The organism is Dentiradicibacter hellwigii (assembly GCF_041770905.1).
In the GTDB taxonomy this organism is placed as follows: domain Bacteria; phylum Pseudomonadota; class Gammaproteobacteria; order Burkholderiales; family Rhodocyclaceae; genus Propionivibrio; species Propionivibrio hellwigii.
In genome coordinates this window covers 295,172-316,227 of record NZ_JBEUWX010000003.1, presented here as the reverse complement: position 1 = coordinate 316,227, position 21,056 = coordinate 295,172, and the positions used below count along the sequence as shown (strand labels likewise).

Annotated in this window: 12 protein-coding genes and 1 tRNA gene; 8 read left to right on the top strand and 5 right to left on the bottom strand. The window is 59.7% G+C overall.

Annotated elements, in window-relative coordinates; genetic code table 11:
* Positions 1-318: 318 nt before the first annotated feature.
* The 5 genes from ABCS64_RS12380 (at position 319) to ABCS64_RS12360 (ending at position 6,969) form a co-directional block, all read left to right on the top strand.
* Positions 319-2,031: a diphosphate--fructose-6-phosphate 1-phosphotransferase gene (locus ABCS64_RS12380; RefSeq protein ID WP_418892196.1), complete on the top strand. Its 1,713-nt coding sequence runs from the start codon at positions 319-321 to the stop codon at positions 2,029-2,031.
* 175 nt (positions 2,032-2,206) lie between these two features.
* Entirely contained in the window at positions 2,207-4,210 is a 2,004-nt protein-coding gene (tkt, locus tag ABCS64_RS12375; RefSeq protein WP_418892195.1) for a transketolase, read from the top strand.
* Between the two features lie 555 nt (positions 4,211-4,765).
* Positions 4,766-5,164, top strand: a complete 399-nt coding sequence (locus tag ABCS64_RS12370) for a DUF1840 family protein (RefSeq protein WP_418892194.1) — start codon at positions 4,766-4,768, stop codon at positions 5,162-5,164.
* Between the two features lie 71 nt (positions 5,165-5,235).
* The gene (locus ABCS64_RS12365) at positions 5,236-5,991 is read left to right on the top strand and encodes an N-acetylmuramoyl-L-alanine amidase (protein WP_418892193.1); all 756 of its coding nucleotides are present in this window, start codon (positions 5,236-5,238) and stop codon (positions 5,989-5,991) included.
* Between the two features lie 75 nt (positions 5,992-6,066).
* Positions 6,067-6,969 carry a 5'-nucleotidase gene (locus tag ABCS64_RS12360; RefSeq protein ID WP_418892192.1) on the top strand — a complete coding sequence of 301 codons (903 nt, stop codon included), beginning with the start codon at positions 6,067-6,069 and terminating at the stop codon, positions 6,967-6,969.
* A gap of 66 nt (positions 6,970-7,035) precedes the next feature.
* Here ABCS64_RS12360 and pssA read toward each other — a convergent pair whose 3' ends face one another.
* Complete coding sequence (gene pssA, locus ABCS64_RS12355) at positions 7,036-8,346, bottom strand: CDP-diacylglycerol--serine O-phosphatidyltransferase (protein ID WP_418892191.1); 1,311 nt, start codon at positions 8,344-8,346, stop codon at positions 7,036-7,038.
* Between the two features lie 328 nt (positions 8,347-8,674).
* Between pssA and ABCS64_RS12350 the strand changes: the two genes are divergently transcribed.
* The 3 genes from ABCS64_RS12350 (at position 8,675) to ABCS64_RS12340 (ending at position 10,026) form a co-directional block, all read left to right on the top strand.
* Positions 8,675-8,748 (top strand) — tRNA-Gly (locus tag ABCS64_RS12350).
* Positions 8,749-9,008: 260 nt separating this feature from the next.
* Positions 9,009-9,305, top strand: coding sequence for a GNAT family N-acetyltransferase (locus ABCS64_RS12345; protein WP_418892190.1), 297 nt, complete (start codon positions 9,009-9,011; stop codon positions 9,303-9,305).
* Positions 9,306-9,411: 106 nt separating this feature from the next.
* Positions 9,412-10,026 (top strand): glutathione S-transferase family protein, encoded by a 615-nt coding sequence (locus ABCS64_RS12340; protein WP_418892189.1) that lies wholly within the window; start codon positions 9,412-9,414, stop codon positions 10,024-10,026.
* 139 nt (positions 10,027-10,165) lie between these two features.
* Here ABCS64_RS12340 and ABCS64_RS12335 read toward each other — a convergent pair whose 3' ends face one another.
* The 4 genes from ABCS64_RS12335 to ABCS64_RS12320 all read right to left on the bottom strand — a co-directional run bounded on the left by ABCS64_RS12335 (position 10,166) and on the right by ABCS64_RS12320 (position 21,037).
* A complete protein-coding gene (locus ABCS64_RS12335; RefSeq protein ID WP_418892188.1) occupies positions 10,166-13,021 on the bottom strand; it encodes a sulfide/dihydroorotate dehydrogenase-like FAD/NAD-binding protein in 2,856 nt (951 codons plus the stop codon).
* Positions 13,014-18,032, bottom strand: coding sequence for a 2-oxoacid:acceptor oxidoreductase family protein (locus tag ABCS64_RS12330; protein WP_418892187.1), 5,019 nt, complete (start codon positions 18,030-18,032; stop codon positions 13,014-13,016). Before ABCS64_RS12330 ends, ABCS64_RS12335 begins: the two co-directional genes overlap by 8 nt.
* A gap of 787 nt (positions 18,033-18,819) precedes the next feature.
* Complete coding sequence (locus tag ABCS64_RS12325) at positions 18,820-19,956, bottom strand: PilT/PilU family type 4a pilus ATPase (protein ID WP_418892186.1); 1,137 nt, start codon at positions 19,954-19,956, stop codon at positions 18,820-18,822.
* Positions 19,957-19,990: 34 nt separating this feature from the next.
* Positions 19,991-21,037 (bottom strand): type IV pilus twitching motility protein PilT, encoded by a 1,047-nt coding sequence (locus ABCS64_RS12320; RefSeq protein WP_418892185.1) that lies wholly within the window; start codon positions 21,035-21,037, stop codon positions 19,991-19,993.
* Positions 21,038-21,056 lie beyond the last annotated feature (19 nt).

Here is a 21,056-nt window from a genome sequence, read left to right as displayed (position 1 = left end):
CGCGCATTATATCGATGGCCTGGTGAAACGTCAAAGCGTTATCGCTATGTTTTGCCTTGTTACGCGCAGGCGTTGAAGGCCAGAAAATCGACAGCCACAAAGGGAAAACAGTAGATAAAAGCGGGATAGAAACGAGAGAAACAGATAAAAGTTACGATCGGGGTCGGCTGGGCATTTTGCTTTGCGGCCTGTGCCTTATCCTCTGCTGTTTCCGGCTACTTTTGCACCGTGATGTCCTCAGCGTGCAAATATATTTTTACCCTGACTTTTGAGCTATAGTTTTCTTTCCGAAAATCGAGACGAGATCGACTTTTATCCATGAATACTTTATACGACATTCCCTCCGGTAAGTCTGGCCACAACGCCGCGTTCGAGCAGGCCATCCGTCAGTTGGCCGTCCCTGTTTGCCGGGTGTTTGGCTCGGCCGCGCAGCCGACGCCTGCACGTTTTGAGGCCTCGGCGCAGACGCTGAATACGAAGGATAGTGCCCAGGTATCCAAATTCTTTCCCAACACGGTCAAGGCTTCCGGCAGCAAGGTGCTGGAGGCAACTGCCGGTGCTGCGGGTGCGCCCCAAGATCAGGGCAAGCGCGTCGCCGTTCTTTTTTCCGGCGGGCCGGCGGCGGGCGGGCATAATGTCGTCTGTGGTCTGAAGCGCATACTGGGCGCGGGCAATACGTTGCTGGGTGTGCGTCCGGGGCCGAAAGGCTTGCTCAAAGGCAATCTCTTTGAAATTTCCGATCGAGATGTCGACGCCATCATCAACACGGGCGGTTTCGATTTTCTCGGTACTGACCGCACCAAGATCAAGACGCCGGAACAGTTTGCCCAGGTCAAGGCGACCTGCGTTAAGCACAATCTTGACGCCATCGTCGTTATTGGCGGCGATGATTCCAATACCAACGCTGCCGTCCTTGCCGAATTCCTGTACGCGGGCGTCAAGCCCGACGGCTCGGGTGTCCAGGTGATCGGTGTGCCCAAAACCATCGACGGCGATTTGCAGGCGGGAGCGCTGTTGCCGATTTCCTTCGGTTTCGACACCGCGACCAAGATTTATGCCGAAATGGTCGGCAACATTTTGCAAGATACACGCTCATCGCTGAAATACTGGCATTTCGTCAAGCTGATGGGGCGCTCGGCGTCGCACGTCACGCTGGAAGTGGCGCTGCAAACCCAGCCGGCTGTCGCGTTGATTTCAGAAGAAATTGCCGAAAAGAAGCAATCGCTGAGTTCAATCGTCGGCCAAATTGCCCAGGCCGTTGTTAAACGGGCCGAGCAGGGCATCCACCATGGTGTCGTTATTATTCCGGAGGGGGTCGTCGAATTTATCCCCGAAATGCATGTGCTGATCGCGGAGCTGAACGATGTGCTGGCCTGCCATGCAGATGATTTCGCCAAGCTCGACAAGGCTGAACGTCCCGCCTTCATCGGCAGCCGCCTGTCGCCGGACAATGCGCGTCTGTTAGCTTCTTTGCCCGGCTATGTCGTCGATATGCTGCTGGCTGAACGCGATTCGCACGGCAATCTGCAAGTCTCACTGATTCCGACCGAGCAATTGCTGATCGACATGACGGCGCGTGCCTTGCAGGAAATGGGCGCCAAGGTGCCCTTTGCCACGATGAACCATTTCTTCGGCTACGAAGGCCGTTGCGGCGCGCCGACCCTGTTTGACGCCGCCTATACCTTTAATCTCGGTCTGACTGCCGGATCGCTGATTCTTGACGGCCGTACAGGCTATATGGCGACAATTACCGACCTGACGAAGGGCGGTACGCCCAAGGCCATTCCGCTGACCGGCCTGCTCAATATCGAACGCCGCCACGGGCAGGACGAATTCGTCATTGAAAAGGCGCTGGTCAGAACGGACTCGCCGGCCATGCGTCATTTCATGGCGCACCGCACGACCTGGGCGGAAAAGGATCTCTTTGCTTCTCCCGGACCGCGCCAGCTCTGGGGGCCGATTGCCATGCAACAGCCGATATCGGTGGCGCTCAATACCGGCGCCGACAGCCTGGCTTTCAAAATCGGCTGATTGCTAGAAGGCTTGGCGTACTGGCTTCCGGCTCAAGCCGTGGATGACATGCGGTACGCCTTGTTTTGCCGACAAGGCATGATGGGGCTGATGGAATTTTTCGGTTTGCCCCGAAGTTCAGGAATCCCTTAAAACTGAAATTCAGTTCGACAGACCTCAAGACAGGAGCATTCAGATGACTACTACCGCATCTCTGGCCAATGCCATTCGTGTCCTGGCGATCGATGGCGTACAGGCCGCCAATTCCGGCCATCCCGGTGCGCCGATGGGCATGGCGGAAATCGCCGTTTCTCTCTGGAACCACAATTTGAAGCACAACCCGGCTGACCCCAAATGGCCTGACCGCGACCGTTTCGTGCTCTCCAACGGCCATGCGTCGATGCTGATCTATTCGCTGCTTTATCTGACGGGCTACGATCTGCCGCTCGATGAACTGAAAAAGTTCCGCCAACTGCACAGCAAAACACCAGGGCATCCGGAAGTCGGCCATACACCGGGCGTCGAAACCACCACCGGCCCGCTCGGTCAGGGCCTCAGCAATGCGGTCGGCATGGCGCTGGGCGAAAAACTACTGGCCGCCGAATTCAATCGCGACGGTCACGCCATCGTTGATCACTATACGTATGTGTTCCTGGGCGACGGTTGCCTGATGGAGGGCATCTCGCACGAAGCCTGTTCGCTGGCGGGCGTCTGGAAACTCGCCAAACTGATTGCTTTTTACGACGATAACGGCATCTCGATCGACGGTCATGTCGAGGGCTGGTTTGCCGACGATACGCCGAAACGTTTTGAAGCCTATGGCTGGAACGTCATCCGCAATATTGATGGGCATGACGTTGAGGCTATCGACCGCGCCATTGCCGCGGCCAAGGCCCAGACCGACAGGCCGACGCTGATCTGCTGCAAAACGACGATCGGCAAGGGGTCGCCGAACAAGGCGGGGACGCACGAAGTGCACGGCGCACCGCTCGGTAAGGACGAAATTGCCGCCACGCGCGCCGCGCTTGGCATCGACTGGCCGCCGTTCGAAATCCCGGCCGATATTCTGGCCGCCTGGAACGCCAAGGCCGCCGGCGCCAAACAGCAGGCCGCCTGGGATGAGCGCTTTGCCGCCTACCGCAAGGCGTATCCCGATCTGGCCGCTGAATTTGAGCGCCGCATGCGGGGTGAGCTGACTGCACGTTACGCCGCCGGGTCGGCCGAAGCGCTTAAGGACATCATCGACAAGGCGGAAGTCATCGCCACGCGCAAGTCTTCACAGAATGCCATCCAGGCGCTGGCGCCGCTGGTTCCGGAATTTGTTGGCGGCTCGGCCGACCTGGCGCCGTCCAACCTGACGATGTGGAAAGGCTGCCGCGAACTTAAACCAGCAAGCCTCAATGAAGGCGGCAACTACATTCACTACGGCGTGCGCGAATTCGGCATGGCGGCGATCATGAACGGGCTCTGCCTGCATGGCGGTTTCCGCCCGTTCGGCGGCACTTTCCTGATGTTCTCCGAATATGCGCGTAACGCTATCCGCATGGCGGCGCTGATGCAGATTAATCCGATCTACGTGTTTACGCACGACTCCATCGGCGTCGGTGAAGATGGCCCGACGCACCAGCCGGTCGAGCAGACCGCGACGCTGCGCATGGTGCCCAATCTCGACGTCTGGCGGCCGTGCGACAGCGTTGAGACTTTCGTTGCCTGGCAGGTCGCCATTGAGCACAAAACGATGCCGACGGCGCTCGTCCTGACCCGCCAGAATCTCGCGCACCAGGCGCGTGATGCCGCGCAGGTTGCCGCCATCCGCAAAGGCGGTTACGTGCTCAAGGATTGTGCGGGTGCGCCGAAGGCGGTCATCATCGCCACCGGCTCGGAAGTTGCGCTGGCCGTTGCGGCGCAGCAGACGCTGGCGGAAAAAGGCATTTCGGTGCGTGTCGTCTCGATGCCTTCACCGTTTGCCTTCGATGCCCAGGACAAGGCGTATCGGGATGCCGTTTTGCCGCCGGATGTTCCGCGCGTGGCTGTCGAAGCCGGTTCGACGGCGGGTTGGTATCGCTATGTCGGCCTGAAGGGCGCTGTTGTCGGCATCGACCGCTTCGGCGAATGCGGCCCCGCCGCGCAGGTCTTCGACTATCTCGGCATCACCGCGCCGAAGGTCGTCGAAGCGGTTGAGAGGGTGCTGGCCGGCTGATCGGCCCGCCCAAAAGACGCAGGATAACGCCGCCTGAAATCGACGAGTCTGCCAACATCCATCAACCCCACCAACCACCAACCCCGCCTTTGTGGCGGGGTTAGTTTTGGCGTTTCCGGGCGCCTTTGTAAAAATATGGTCTTGGCTTTGCCTTGCCGTACTGCGTAGTCTGCCTGCGACGCGCCGCCTTGTCTTTGACAAAGCCGAACCGCTATAAAAAGAGCTGGCCTGAAGCCCGTGTATTTAGGGCGTCTCAGAGGCGGTGTCCTGAAACCCGCGTAAACAGGGCGTCTCAGAGGCGATGCTCTGAAGCCCATGTAAATAGGGCATCTCAGAAGGGGCGCTCTGAAGTCCTTATAAATAGGGCGTTTCCGGGTAGGGTGCCCGCCAGCCCTTTATTGATACGGGTTTCAGAGGCGTATGCCCGGAAATCCTTTATCCACGCGGGTTTCCGGGGCACCTTCCGGGAATCCTTGTTTTGCCGTAGCGTGCCGGCTGGGCCGATGCGCTAGAATGAAAACCGGTTATGGAATCAGCCTGAATGGAGAGCGTGACATGCTAGTGAGACTGACCTCAAGTACCTCCGGTGAAGTGGTGATGCTGGCCGAACATCTGCGCGGCCTGCTTGAAGTGCTGGACAAGGACTGTACGGCGCGCGGAATCTTCACGCTGGAACAGTTGCCGCCGACCATTGCAAAGTTGAAAACTTTGGTCGAGGCGGACCGGCAGGCGGCGCATCTATACGAACAGGCCAAAATTCAGGCGGAAAACCAGGCCGGGAAAATGGCTGGGGAAGCCGCGGAGAATGAGGTTGAAGAGGATGCGGAAGATGACGAGACAGCCGACGAAACGCCAATCTGGCTGGGGCAGCGTGCCGTACCCCTGCTGCACTTAATGGAACGGACGTTACGGGAAAAAGGCTTCATCCTGTGGCAGGCTGACCGCGATTTTTGAATAACATGCTGCTTCGCGTGCAGAGGATTCAATTTGTACGGGGCGTGCGCCGTATTTTATCTGCGCTCCCGATGTTTCTTGCGCTCGGCTCGTGCTGGGCGGGAGCTGCCGCCGGGCTGGCGGAGACGGGGAAGGCGGCCGGAGCTCCGGGTCAGCCAAGCATCCCCGAAGTCGCGGTCGACGTTGGTCATACCCTGGCCGATCCAGGCGCTGTCAGTGCGCGCGGCCGTGTCGAATTTGAATTCAACCGCGATCTGGCCGGCCTGTTGGTGACGGCTTTACAGGCGCGTGGTGTGTCTGTCCGCCCGGTCAATTTCGACGGGCGTATCGCCAGCCTGTATGACCGGCCGATGGTTGCCGCAGGCGCGGATTTTTTCATTTCCATCCACCATGATTCGGTGCAGCCGGAACTGCTCGAGAACTGGGAGTGGGAAGGCAGGACACAGACCTATAGCGATCGCCATCGCGGTTTCTCGCTATTCATTTCGCGTGACAGCCCCGATCTGGACACCAGCCTGCGTTGTGCTTCGGCGATTGGCGCGCGCCTGCGTCATATGGGATTCGTGCCGGCGACGCACCATGCCAATTCCTTACCCGGCCGGGAACGCCCGTATGCCGACGAACAGAATGCCGTGCATTTCTATGACAATCTCGTTGTCCTCTATCGCACGAGTCTGCCTGCTGTCCTGTTCGAGGCGGGCGTGCTCAAGCACCGCGACGAAGAACTGGCCCTGCGTGACCCGCAGCGTCAGGCATCCATGGCCGACGCCGTTGCCAGCGGCATCGCGGCCTGCCTGTATGTGCGCAAGGCTGCCGCGGCTGAATGAGCGCGATACAATGCGGGCGTTTTTACGTAGTGTTCCGAATCTCGGCTTAACGCGTCAAAGAATTGAATAATTGCCATGCCCGCTTCACTCGATCATCTACTCGTCGTCGCGCTGTCTTCGCGGGCGCTCTTCGATTTCGAGGAAGAAAACCGCGTGTTCGAGGAACAAGACGACCGCGCCTATATGAAATTGCAGCTGGACCGTCTGGAGCGGGCAGCGCCGCCCGGTGTGGCCTTCCCCCTGGTGAAAAAACTGCTGGCGTTTAATGCCGACGGCAGGCAGCGCGTCGAAGTGGTCATCCTTTCACGCAACGATCCGGTGTCCGGTCTGCGCGTTTTCCGTTCGGCGGAAGAAAATGGCTTGAAACTCGGGCGCGGCGTATTTACCCGCGGCCGGCCGCCCTATGCGTTTCTTGATCCGCTGGGGGCGCATCTTTTTCTCTCGGCCAATGCCGATGACGTGCGCAAGGCGTTGGCAGCGGGGTTCCCGGCGGCGCAGGTGTTTGCCCACTCGCACGTCGATCCCGACCGGCATGCGGAAGAATTGCGCATCGCTTTTGACGGCGATGCCGTGCTCTTCTCCGATGAGGCGGAACGCGTTTATGCGGCGCAAGGCCTGAGCGGTTTCCATGACCACGAACGCACCTATGTCGAGCGGCCGCTGCCGCCGGGGCCGTTCAAGCCGCTGCTCGAAGCCTTGCAACGCTTGCAGAATCTGGACGGCGCGCCAGCGCCGGTGCGCCTGCGTACGGCGCTGGTGACGGCGCGTAGTGCGCCGGCGCATGAACGGGCGATTCGTACCCTGATGCAGTGGGGCGTCTCGGTCGATGAGGCCATGTTTCTCGGCGGATTGGATAAAGGCCCGTTTCTCGCCAAATTCGAGCCGGATTTCTTTTTTGACGATCAGACCGGGCATTGTGAATCCGCTGCACGCGCCGGCCCAGCCGGCCATGTGCCCAGTGGTGTGAGGAACGTCTGACCGATCGGCGGATCGGCACCGTTTCCCTGTTTTATCTGGAAAGCCGCCGTTTCCGGCCTCTGAAATCTAGAGGATCCGGTTGATGAGCCGGTCGGCTTTCACATGCGCTAACCGCCTGATCAGGCGCTGTACAGGTTGCGGATAGGCGTCGATGGGTTCGATTTCCTCATAATGCGTCAGCCGTGTCGTCTTGGCCAGGAAACCCGCCAGTTCGCTGCGATGCTGGCCAATCAGCCGCTTTTCCGGATCACGGATGAGCAGGCCGTTTTCCAGATCGAGCCGCCAGGCGCGCGGGTTGAGGTTATGCCCGGTCAGCAAGGCGCAATCGTCATCGACTAGCAGGCCTTTAAGGTGAAACGTATTGCTGCCGTCTTTCCAGATGTGCACAGCAAGCATGCCGGCGTCGATGGCGCCCTGGTTGGTTTTGCAGAAGCGACGCAGGTTGGTTTCGTAGAGATAGGGCAAGGCGCCGATGGTTTTGAACGGCGCTTCCGGTGGAATGTAAAAATCGTTGGCCGTTTTATCGCCAAGCACGATGGTAACGCGGCAACCCGCCTTGATCCGGCGGCGCAGGGCATGGCGCAAGGGGCCGGGCAGGTTGAAATAGGGCGTCAGCAGCACCAGTTCATGGCGTGCCTGCATGATTAACTGCAAGAGTGTGCGATTGAGCGCGTTGTCCCGCGCCCCCAGGCCGATCAGCGGCGTGATGCTGACGGCGCCTGCCTGGCGCGGCGCAGCGGTAAAGTCATACTGCGCGCGCGCCAATACCTTGCGCAATTTGGCGATTTCCGGCCGCAAAGCCGCCCGGCTGGGGATGTCGGCGCTATCAAGCGGGCAGACGGCCGGACTGGTACGCAATACATTCTTGAGCAGAGCCGCAAAACTGTCAGCCAGTTCACGGCTATGAATCAGGTGGTAGCGGTCAAGGCGGTAACGGCCATGCCGCTCAAGGTAGACGTCATTGAGGCTGGCGCCGCTGTAGAGCACGGCATCGTCGATGACGAAGCCCTTGAAATGAAAGACGCCCAGAAGTTCTCGGCGCTGTACCGGCACACCGTAAACCGGCACGCCCGGCCCGAATTGCTTCGCCATGGCCTGGTAGCGTGCAGCGTTACCTGCCGATTCTCGCTGGCCGATCAGCCCGCGCTGTGCCCGATGCCAGTCGACGTAGACGGCGATTTCGAGTTGTGGGTGGGCCGTATGCGCTGTATAGAGAGCATCGAGAACCTCGCGGCCGGCATCGTCATCCTGCAGGTAGAGTGCGGTGATCAGAATGCGCCGGCGCGCGCTGGCGATCTGCGCCAGCAGGGTTTCGCGGAAAGCGCTTGGGCCAGCCAGCGTTTGTACGCACTCGGCCGGAACGGATAAGGCAGGCAATTCATCCGGCGCGGCGTGTGGCGGAAAACGTTCCCGCCAACGTTGAAGCGTCCGTGCGATCCGGGATTGGGAAAGCGGTCTGGAGAGAGGTTTAGACAAGGGATAGAAAAGATAGAAAAAAATGGGCGGCAGAAAATATCCACAGGGCGAGAATTATACCGGTGTCGCCTTCAATAACGGCACCTGACGGAATATGCAGGTAATTCTCTGAAAACAGTGCTTCGGATAATCTGCCTCATCGCAAATCCCCAGGCGTGGTGCTACAATCCGGCCGATCTTCCTTGTCTGCTCTGAACAAAAAAGCGGCATACAGCGCGAAAACCTATGCGCGGGTGTAGTTCAATGGTAGAACGGCAGCTTCCCAAGCTGCATACGAGGGTTCGATTCCCTTCACCCGCTCCATCTTCATGACAAGGATCATTTCCCCGGCCAGGTGCAAACGCTCGGAAAACCAATCAATTGCGCTGATCGCGTCTGTTTTCCTCTTCGCCTGCTGACGGGACACACGCCGGCGTCCCGCTGCCGCGAGCCGCTAGGGCTAAAATAGCCTCTACTGCGATCAAGGCTGTGAGCTTGGCTTATCGCCCAGATTGAACTCCCGTTCATGTCGCGGCGATGGCAGATACGCATAACACATACCTCAGGAATCAGGAGACGCATTCATGGACTACCCGGTCATTCACGATGAAAAAAACCGCCGCTTTGAAATCCGCGTCGATGGGGCGACAGCCTATCTGAGTTATACGCCGGTCAATGGCGGCCTTGACTACGAACATACGGTTGTTCCGCCATCCCTGGGCGGGCGCGGCATCGGGTCTTTTCTGGTGAGCCATGCGCTGGAATACGCCAGACAGCGTGGATTGAAAGTCAGGCCGAGCTGTTCTTTCGTCGCGGCGTACATCGACAGGCATCCCGACTATCAGCGTATCGTGCTGGCGGATGAGCGCCAGGATCGGTAGCCTGCCTGCGATTGAATGCGGATGAGCGCCTGATCGTCTAATCGCCGCTCCGCGGGTACAGTAGGCGGCCAAAATAGAAGATAAAAACCTGGAAAGGAGTCTCTCCATGAAACTGTATTACATGCCCGGCGCCTGTTCGATGACGCCGCATACGGCGCTGGAGTGGATCGGTCAGCCTTATGAAGCGCAAAGCGTCAATCGGCGCGAGGTCAAGTCGCCCGAATATCTCAAGCTCAATCCGCAGGGCGCGGTGCCGCTTCTGGTCGATGGCGATTTAGTGTTGTCGCAAAATGCCGCGATTCTTGCCTATCTTGATGCACGCTTTCCGCAGGCGCGCCTGTTCGGCAGTGACGATCTCAAGGGCAAGGCGCGCGCCTGGCGTTGGCTGGCGTTCCTGAATGCGGATGTCCACAAAGCTTTTTCGCCGCTATTTCACCTGCCGGACTATGTGCACGATGAAGCCGTCAAGACGGCCATGCAGTCGGCCGCGCGCGATAACATCCGCCACCTGCTGGCACAGGCCGACGCGCAGCTTGCCGCGCAGCCGTATCTGGGCGATGACGTGTCGGTCGCCGATGTGTACCTGTATGTTCTGTTGCGCTGGTGCCGTAGCCTGAAGCTCGATCTTGCCGATTTGCTGCAGCTGGCACCGTTCTATGTGCGGCTCGGCGAAAACGCCGGTGTGCGTTCGGTGATTACCCAGGAAAATCTCAAGCCCTGAGCGTCTGTTTCGTCCAGCATCCGGCTAACGCCGCTGTTTTTCGGCGTTCTTCAGTGCCCAGACATTCCGGCTTGGAGCGCAGAAAGGCGGCCATCTGCCGCCTTTCTGCTTTTGGGCGCTGTCCGTGCGATTTATGGCGTTATACGAACCCGTGCCTGGTTCGGCTTGCCAGCTCCTGTGGTTTGAAGAGATTGAAGCGCGGCAAGAACTTGTCCCAGTCGATGAGATGAGCGTCGATCTCGGGGCCGTCCACACAAGCGTGCTTACGCACCATTTTGCCGTCAATATTGACCGGTACCATGCAGGCGCCGCACATTCCGGTGGCGTCGACCATGATCGAGTTTAGACTGGCAACGGTGTGCACACCGTAGGGGCGGGTCAGATCGCTGACGGCGCGCATCATTAACGGCGGGCCGATGGTGACGATCTCGACAATTTCTCGCCCCTGGCTCTGTTTGCCATCTTTGAGCATGGTCTCCAACGGCGTGGTGACAAACCCCTTGAGGCCAAAAGAGCCATCGTTGCTGGTGTAAATGACGTCGAGGCGGTCGCCGAATTCGGCCTTGAGCTTGCCGATGCGTTCATGCTCGCCAATCCAGAACAGGAGATCGGCGCTGCGGAAACCGGCAATCAGCGTCACATGGTTGCCCAAACGCAGATGCTCGCGCGCGATTGGGTACACCGGCGGCAAACCGAGGCCGCCCGCCGTGAAAACGACGGTCTGCCGCGCCGCATCGTAGCGGTGTAGCGCGCTCGACTGACCGAGCGGCCCGGCAATGCCGGCAAAGGCTTCGCCCACCTGCATTTGGTTGATTTTCATGCTCGTCGTCCCCATGCCCTGGACGACGATGCAGATAGTGCCGGCCTGTTCGTCCCAGTCGGCCAGCGTCAGCGGAATCAGCTCGCCGTCCGGCCAGGCCAGGACGCGCACGAACTGGCCGGCGCGCGCCGTTTTGGCGATCATCGGCGCATAGACAATGAATTCGACGATGTTCGGCGCCAGTTCGATTTTGTCGATGATTCGCTGCGGCATGGCCGCAAGCTCGGCATAGCGCCGGGCACGGGTAAGGGATTTCATGATTTCCTCGGCGGGTATGTCGATCTCGCCGAGAATTTCGCGCGCGGCCGTTTGGCCGTCGCCGGCGGCGCGGATCGCCGTTGATCCGCCGCGTGCAGCATCGCCGCCCGAATAGATGCCGTCGAGCGAAGTCTGCATCGACCCCTTGCCAAGCTCGATCGAACCCTTGGCTGTCGTCCTGAGATTCGGTTCGGAATCGCGGATGATCGGGTTCGGGTCGTTGCCAAGCGCCATGATGACGAGATCGGCCTTGACGCGTTCCGTCTTGCCGGTGGCGACCGGGCGACGGCGACCGGAGGCGTCGGGTTCGCCGAGCGCGATGACTTCCAGCGAAGTGCCGGTGACGAAATGCGTCTTGTCATCGCCGATGAACTCGTTCGGTGAGCGCAGCACCTTGAGCCGGATGCCTTCTTCGAGTGCGTGGTGCAGCTCCTCGACACGCGCCGGCATTTCATCGCGCGTGCGGCGATAAACGATCGTCACCTCGCCGCCCAGACGCCGCGCCGTGCGCGCGGCATCCATCGCCGTGTTACCGCCGCCGATGATCAATACTTCCTTGCCGCGGGTTTCGGGTAGTGGCGTTTCGTAGTCTTCGCGCATGCCCTGCATCAGGTTGACGCGGGTGAGGAACTCGTTGGCCGACATGACGTTGAGCAGATGCTCGCCCGGCACGTTCATGAAACGCGGCAGGCCGGCGCCCGAGCCGACAAAAATCTTCCAGAAACCGGCGTTCTTGAGATCCTGCAGGGTCGCCGTTTTGCCGACGACGAAGTTGGTGATGAATTTGCCGCCCAGTTGCCGGATTTTGCTGACGACATCGTCGATCAGCTCGTTAGGCAGGCGGAATTCAGGAATGCCGTAGCGCAGGACGCCGCCGAGTGCGTGAAAAGCCTCAAACACTGCGACCGGAAAGCCTTCGGCAGCGAGCAGGTAGGCGTTGATTAACCCTGCCGGGCCGGAACCGACAACAGCAATCGGCGGCTTGTCGCCTTTCTGCCAGGGATCGGCATGGCCGGAAAAACGGGCGGTGATGCCTTCGGGATCGACAAGTTTTTCGCGCTGCGGCAGAAACCATTCGATTTGTCCGATTTCGATCGGTTGCTTGGCGTGCGCGCAGACGCCCTGGCATTGCAGCTCCTGCGGGCAGACGCGGCCGGTGACGTTGGGCAACGGGTTACAGTGCTCGATCAGCGCCAGCGCCTCGCGGAAACGACCGTTGCCGAGCAGGTCGAGCATCTGCGGAATGTGGATTCTGACCGGGCAGCCGCCCTTCGGTTCTGCACGTTCCGGCACGCGCAGGCCGAATTCGCAGGGGCGTTCTTCGCACTGCTTGTCGCGTAGAACTTCGAGCCAGACAATCAGATCGACCTCGCGTGCGCTGTAGCCCTGCTTCATGTAGCCGAGGTAACCCTGGTTGACCAGTTCAAAATCGTTCGATCGTTCCTCGGGGGCGCGGATATAAGGCAGAATGAAGTTTTCCGCCGGCCAGTTTTTCGACAAGCCGCGGAACATGGGGTAGCGGTCAGAAAGATGCTGGTCGATGGCATTGATAAATTTGCGTTTCAACCCCAGCGGCAGGCGCCAGACAAAGCGCATGAGAATCTTGCTTGTGTCATCGTCGCGTAGCAGGAGTTCCCAGAACGTCCGGGTAAAGCGTTCGCCCAGCTCGCCTTGCCGGAATTCGGCGGCAATGGCATTGACGCCATCGGCAATGAACAGGTCGCGAAACTGGCGGGGATCGTCGAGCAGATGCCGTTTCAACAGCTCCATCTGGCTATGGAAGGTGCCGACCGCTTCGCTGTGCGCCAGGCTGTCGAGCTGTGCGCGCGCGCTTTCCAGCGAGCGGCTGGCGTCGAGATAACGACGAACGTCGTCCTGAGCGCCGGATGGTTCGAGCATTGAAGTGAGCTTAGCCATGAATGATCTCGGCATCACAGTTGGCGGCTACGCGCTTGATGCGCGCCTTCAGTTCGGGCGTGGGCTGCACGCGCGCCAGAATGCCGGGGATGATCCGGGCGGCTTCGCGGCTTTCGCCGTCGACGAGCAGACGGGTTTTCTCGAAGATTTCTGGCACATCCTGATAGCAGGTCTTGCAGTTGGTGCACAGGGCGGAGTCCTCAAGCGTGACGAGCGCGTCCGGGCTGCCATGTTCGCCGTTTCCCTCATCCCCGACAGTCGGCGCTGGGCCGGGGGCGGCGACCGGCTTGAGCGGAATGAATGCGCTGCCGACGCCGCCAGCCGGCGCCTGGCTCGATGTGGCCAGGTCAGACATGGCGCGGGCAATGCCGTCGAGCGAATCCTCCCGCTGTTTGAGCGCTTCCCTGACCTGCGCCTGCAGGGCAGCGACGCCTTCCGCGTATTCGGCGCTCAGTTTCGAGACGTGCTGGCCGTCGAGATATTGCAGCATCTTCCAGTTTCTGCGCCGTTCCTCGACGAGTGCGATGATTGTGCCGGAAACGCCGATCCTGACCAGCCGCTTGTCGGCATCAGTCGTGTAAATGAACGGCGTCTTGCCAGCGCGTTGCGCTTCGGGCAATTCGATGTACTCATGTACCGGAATGGTGTCGGCGGTGTCCTTGAGCCTGCGGAACTGTTTCTTGAAGCGGATTTCGGAAAATGCGAAGTTCGCCGGCGTCAGCGGCGTTTCCAATAGCTGCAGATGGCCTTCCTCATCGAGATATTCGAGGGTTGCCATCGTCCAGGTCTTGTCTGCATCGGGATTGCCTTCGAGCGAAAACCAGTCGTGCAGGTTCTCGCCGCGGCGCGGGTCGTGCACAAACAGCGGACTCATGCGGCTTTCGACGGCAAGCCGCGCCTGCCGCGCCGAGACGTTGTCAGCCACGCCATTCTCACCCTGACAGGGCGTGTAGATGTCGAGCAGCGCCGGTGCGTCGCTGTAGGTCAGAGCCTCCATCGCGTGTTTGAGGAAGTGGTTTTGCATCGCCGTGCTGGTGGCGCAGACGAAGACATTGGCGTGGAACGAGGCAAGCAGGGCCAGTTCCTTGCGCGCTTCGTACTTGCCGCTGTGCGCCGCGCCGTAGCGGGCGAGATCGGCGTCCTGACCGATAAAGCTCGACGTTGAGGCCTGGCCGCCGGTGTTCGAGTAGGCGCCGGTGTTGAGGACGACGACCTTGATCGGCGTATTGGTTGCCAGAATGCGCGACAGCGCGCCGAAGCCGATGTCGTAGGTTGCCCCGTCGCCGCCGATGGTGATGATCGTCGGCAGCAGCGCCAGCTCGTCCTCGCTGAACTGGTTCCAGCGCAACAGGCGCATTTCGGCGTCGTGCCGTTCCGGTACGTAGGCATCGTCAATTTCCAGCCGGGCCGTACGCAGGGCGCGGATGTCGGTCAGCGCCTGCGCTGAAATGCCCTCGAAAATCCCCTTGGCGAGCGGCTGGGCGTCCTGAAAGAGACTGTTGACCCAAGGATCCTTGTAGGCGTTGAAGGGGAAGGTTGAGGAATATACGCTGCTACAACCCGTCGAGTTGGCGACGATGGCCCCTGACGGGCCATTGCCGGTCGGGCCGCTTTCAAAGAGGTACAGCCGCTTTTCGAGCGTTGCGAGCGTTTCGTCGATGCGTTGACGGCGCGCGGCATCCTGCGCTCCAAGCGCTTCCCGCTTCGCTTCCAGCACGGCGATCAGCGACTCGAGCTCGGCCATGTGTGCATGCCGGCGCTTATCGGTGATGGCACGGTTGACGGCCATTACCTGGCGGATGGCGGTGACTTCGCCGCAGCCGCGGCAGCCGCCGTGACCACCCGTGGTAGCGTAGTAATTGCCGCGGTCGAGCAGCAGGCGCTTGGCTTCCCCGTCAGCATCGAGCGCGCTGTCAAAGAAGCGTGCTGGCGTATTGGCTGTCTTGCTCATGAAGTCGAAACGTACCTGCAAAGTGTCGAGCAGTTCGACATCCTGCTCCTTAGCGCGCAAGGCGCCAGGGCCGCAAACGTCGACGCATTCGAGGCAGCCGGTGCATTTCCACGGATCGACCGTCGCCGCGAACAGGCCGCCCGTGCCCGGCGCCGTTTTTTCCATGGCATCGAAGAATGGGCGGGTTCTGGCCACCGGATAGACAGCGAGGATTTCGACCAGCTTGCTGAAGTTGACCAGCAGGCTGGCCTGCCGGATCGGCAGGCGGGAGGCAACCTCAGCAACGACTTCATGGAAGGCGCGCGTGTCGCGGGATTGGCGGTAAACCTCACGGATACCCTCGGTCATCGGGACGATCTGGGCGCGTAGGGCATCGCGCTGCGTTTCGGCGATCTCGAGTTGGGCAATGCCGGTCAGCAGCAGTTGATGGATGTCGTGGACCGAATTGGGAATGGCAGCATCGGGACAGACCAGCGCGCATTCCATACAGCCAGTGCAGGCATCCGGGCTGAACAGCGGCGCGGTACGGCGGAACAGCCCTTTGTCTTTCGCGCCTGCACTGCCGGCCGGCATGAACAGCCCTGTGCCGGGCAGAACGGGCGCTTCGCCGATGGTGCCTTGTTTGAAGGGCGTGGCAACGATGTCATTGAAGTAATCACGGTCAAACATGCCGCAGGGTGCGCTGCCCTCTGGCTGGCAAAGCGAAGCCGAAAGCGAGACGTTGCGCAAGGGGATCGGCGCCGGCTTGGCGTCGATTGCGAGGAAAGCGGCCTGCGCGTAGTCGACACGCTGTGTTGCTGCCATGCCTTCGCGGATGACCTGCATGTTGCTTTCGACGACGGCTTCGCCCTTGGCGCCGAATTTCTTGGCGATCTGGTTGCGTATCTTAGTGCGCATGGCTTCCGGCGAGGCATGGCCGGCGACTTCCTTGACATGGCCGGCAACGGCGCCGATGAAGGCGATGCCCATCATGCGTGTGGCCAGTTCGGGCGTCGGCGCATTGCGCCTGGCGACGGCGAAGGCGTCGATGATGAAAAAGTTGATCTTCTTTTCACGGATCGTCTTGCGCGCCTGCGGCGGCAGTTCAGCCCAGACCTGCTCCGGCGTGCCTGAGGATTGCAGGATAAACGTGCCGCCTTCGGCCAGCCCTTTCAGCGGGTTGGTATGCACAAAGGAGCGGTGGTCGGGCGAAATGACGACTTCGACGTCTTCCAGTTCGGCGTTGGTGATTTTGATCGGCGCGGGGCTGAGCGTGATGTAGTAGTTGGTCGGCGCGCCGCTTTTTTCCGAACCGTATTTCGGCGCCGACTTCGAATTCATTTCGAGCACGCCGGCGAGGATGTCGGTCAGCAACTTGCCTGAGGCAATGGTGCCGTAGCCGCCGACCGAGTGGAAGCGCACGCGGAAAGCGGTATCCGGCAGCAATCGCGGGTTGGCTTCGCTATCGAGCGCCATCCACTCGGTTTCCGGATAGGCGGCCTGCATGCGCTGCTGTAATTCGACCAGATGCGGTTCTGGATTCTTCGAAAAGAATTGGGAGCCGAGATAGATGAGCGGCGCATTCTTGCCGGTTTCCATGGCTTTGAAGGCGGCGATCAGGTGGCGCGGTTGCAGGTCGTGGCCGCCAAGGCCGAAGATCGCTGTGGTCAGCGCCGGGATTGCCTCAATGGCCGGTATGTCGGCATGCCGCGTCCGGTTGTGGGCTGCGCGGCGTTGTTCTCCGTTCTCGCGTGCCTTGAACAGGGCCTGCGTCACTAAGGTAGTCAGTGCCGTCTGCTCGGAACGCTCCAGCACTGTGACTGCCTGCTTGCCGGCCAGCGCGGCTGCGACTTCGGCTTCCGGGAAGGGTTGCAGGAGCTTGATCGCGACGAGCCCGACCTTTTTACCCTGCGCGCGTAGATGCTCGACAACGGCTTCAACATCGTCGCACACCGAGCCGAGACCGACCATGACGAAATCGGCGTCTTCGCACATGAAGGTGTGTACCGGCGCATAGGTGCGGCCGGTCAGCGCCGTATATTCGGCCATGGCTTGGCGCACCAGGGCGGGAACGGCGCTGGCGAAATGCGTGCGATGGTCGGCGGCGCCGGCCTGGAAGTCGGGCTGGTTCTGCACCGGGCCGGTCATCCCCGGATTGTTGACGTCGACGAGTGCCGGCACGCGCTGGCGCGTGCCTTTCTCGAAGGCATTGCGCCACTGGCGCTTCCATGCGCCGTGCAGCGCTGCTGGCAGCCAGGGCAAAGTCTTGGTAAGCAGCTTGCCGTCGTTGTCCTTCTCGATTTTGGCGGCGTTGCCGTCGAGGAATTTTTTCAGGGCTGCCAGGTCGGTTGGCGTCAGCTCGCTTTCATGCCGGGACAGGTAGCCGTTCAGTTGATGGACCCGCCCTTTGGCGCCGTAGAGCACTTCCTGCGCCAGTGTTGGACAGGGAATGCGGCCGGCGGGATCGCCCAGGTATTCGCGCAGGAGTTCCGGTTCCGGCAGGCGCGCTTCGCTCATCATGTGGCTGGTGGCGAAACCGTCCATGGCGTTGGCGACCGGAATCAGCGATAACGCCGAAACGCGATAGGCAATTGCCGCCAGATCGGTGGCTTCCTGCGGGTTGGCGCCGAACAGGATGGTGTAGCCAGAAGAGAGCAGGGCATAGACATCATCGTGACCGGCCATGACGTTGAGCGAGTGCTTGGAGACGACGCGCGCCGCGACTTGCAGAACGAAACCGCCGACTTTTTTACCGACGGTCACATAATGCGATTCGAGCGCATACAAGATGCCCTGGCTGGATGAGGCATTGGAAATGTACTGGCCGCCGGTCAATTGTGCGCCCAGTGCGCCGCTTTGCGCCGAGTGCTCCCCTTCCGGCTCAAAGAAAAAGGGATGCTTGCCCCAGACGTTGACGCCGCCTTCGGCGCGAAAGGCTTCGTAAATTTCGGAAATTTCCGTCGACGGCGTGATCGGGTAACCGATGACGCCGCCGCAGACGTGGCTCATAACGTGGGCGACCGCACCATTGCCGTTGATGACGGTGGAAATTCCAGGGTATTTCACCTTCTTTGTTTTCATGATGAGAATCCCGAGTAAGCAATGGAAATCCCGCTGCTGGAATCAAACCTTGGTTGGCGGCGGGTAGCGAAGAAATGAAGTGCCGAAAGAGGGCAGGAAATAGCAGGAGAACCAGAAAAGGAACAAAGCGGCAGACGCGAACCATCTGGTACGCCGAATGCGGGGAACGCGAACCGGTGATTGTCGTCCGGCGTGCCCATGCAGTGTGTTTGACCCGAATGACCTAGGCGCAACCATGATATCGAGATGACCATGTGCCCTCTGACGAAACAGGGAAATGCGGAAACAGGCAAAGTCAATACGTTTTTGCCCAATTGCTCAATATAGCTGCAATTCCAGAATATAAAGCTGATATTCGGGAATGAATTTTAGGCGACAACGCCTGAAAAGTCACTATGGCGACTGTGGTTTTTATGGGCAGTACATACCCGACACCGCGATACGTTGGCTTCGGGAGAGATTAACGCACTGATTCAGGGAATCAGCGGATCGGGTAGACACGCAGGCCGTGGGTGCAGCTTATGGATTTAGGTTATATGCAGGCACAAAAAACGAAAAAACGGAAAAAGCGGCCAGGCCGCATAACCGCCGCGCGTTTGCGGCGGTATGCCTTCCACAATGTCGCGTAGTAGGTTAATGGGCCGCACGACGGCGTAAGTCGCCATGCGCCGCCATACGGCTAGCCGCATACAGCGACAATCGGCGCAATCACACCCTAAAATCGCGGGATACGCGGAATATCAGGGATGCCAGAAGTGGCGATAGATGCCGACGAAAGGCGCTGCTTTTATACGACCTCGAGATGGTCGATGCCGGCGTTCAAATCGCGGTCTTTGGCGCGTTTGCCATGCAGTTTGATTTGCAGGCGCAGGTCATTGACCGAGTCGGCGTTGCGCAGGGCGTCCTCATAGGTAATCAGGTCCGCTTCGTACAGGTCGAACAACGACTGGTCGAAGGTCTGCATGCCCAGCTCGCGTGAGCGCTTCATGACCTCCTTGATTTCATGGACTTCGCCCTTGAAAATAAGATCGGCGATCAGCGGCGAGTTGAGCATGATCTCGATGGCCGGAATGCGCCCTTTGCTGTTCTTGCGCGGTAGCAGGCGCTGCGAAATCATGGCCCGCAGGTTGAGCGAGAGATCCATCAGCAGTTGCTGGCGGCGCTCTTCAGGGAAAAAGTTGATGATCCGGTCGATGGCTTGGTTGGTGCTGTTGGCGTGCAGGGTGGCAAGGCACAGGTGCCCGGTTTCAGCAAAGGCGATGGCGTAATCCATGGTGTTGCGGTCGCGGATTTCACCCATCAGGATGACATCAGGCGCCTGACGCAGCGAATTTTTCAGGGCGATTTCCCAGGAGTCGGTATCGACGCCGACTTCGCGCTGCGTGACGATGCAGTTTTTATGGTCGTGTACGAATTCGATCGGATCTTCGACCGTGATGATGTGGCCGTGGCTATTGATGTTACGGTGGTCGACGAGTGCCGCCAGTGATGTCGTCTTACCGGTGCCGGTGCCGCCAACGAAGATTACCAGACCCCGCTTGGTCATGCCGATATCTTTGATGATCGGCGGCAGCCCCAAGCCATCGATCGTGGGAATTTTCATATTGATCGTCCGGCAGACAATGGCGACGCAGCCCTGCTGCATCAGCGCATTGACGCGGAAGCGACCGATGCCGGAAGGGGAAATGGCAAAGTTGCATTCATTTGTCGCCTCAAATTCGGCGGCCTGGCGATCGTTCATGATCGAGCGCGCCAGATCGGCGGTGTGCTGGGACGAAAGCAATTGGTTGGAGACCGGCATGACTTTCCCGTCAACCTTGATAGCGGGCGGAAAATTGGCGGTGATAAAAAGGTCGGAGCCGTTTTTCTGCACCATCAGGCGCAGCAGATCCTGCATAAATTTGAGTGCTTGATCGCGTTCCATATGATGATTCCTTTCCGTTCAGGCGCAGCAAAAATCAGGCGCCGGGGAAGCTATCCTTGTTCGCAGCGCGGCTGCGCGCTTCGGAGGCAGAAACGATGTTGCGGCGGACGAGGTTAATCAGGCACTGGTCGAGTGTCTGCATACCCAGCTGCGCACCGGTCTGGATGGCCGAATACATCTGCGCCACCTTGTTTTCGCGGATCAGGTTGCGGATGGCCGGCGTGCCGATCATGATCTCGTGCGCCGCCACACGCCCTTGCCCGTCCTTGGTCTTGAGCAGAGTCTGGGAGATGACGGCGCGTAGTGATTCGGAAAGCATGGCGCGCACCATTTCCTTTTCTTCGGCAGGGAAGACATCAATGACCCGGTCGATGGTTTTTGCCGCGCTCGACGTGTGCAGGGTGCCGAACACCAGGTGGCCGGTTTCTGCTGCGGTCATTGCCAGGCGGATCGTTTCGAGATCGCGCATTTCGCCGACGAGAATAACGTCCGGGTCTTCACGCAGCGCCGAACGCAAGGCGTTGGCAAAAGAATGCGTCTGCGGCCCGACCTCACGCTGGTTGATCAGGCATTTCTTCGATTCGTGCACGAATTCGATCGGGTCTTCGATGGTCAGAATATGGGCGTGCTCGTTTTCGTTGATGTGATTGACCATTGCCGCCAGCGTCGTCGATTTTCCCGAACCCGTCGGCCCGGTGACTAGTACGACGCCGCGCGGATATTCGGAAATATCCTTGAATACCTTGGGGCAGTTGAGCTCTTCGAGCGTCATCACCTTGGATGGAATGGTCCGGAACACCGCCCCTGCCCCGCGGTTCTGCACAAAAGCGTTAACCCGGAAACGCGCCAGATTGGGGATTTCGAAGGAAAAGTCGCACTCGAGATGCTCTTCGTAGGTTTTGCGCTGCGCATCACTCATAATGTCATAGACCATCGAGTGCACTTCTTCGTGCGCCATAGCCGGCAGGTTGATGCGGCGCACATCGCCATGTACGCGGATCATCGGCGGCAGCCCGGAAGAAAGGTGCAGGTCGGAGGCCTTGTTCTTGACGCTGAAGGCCAGCAGTTCAGTAATGTCCATCGGTTTCGTCCTCGGTAGT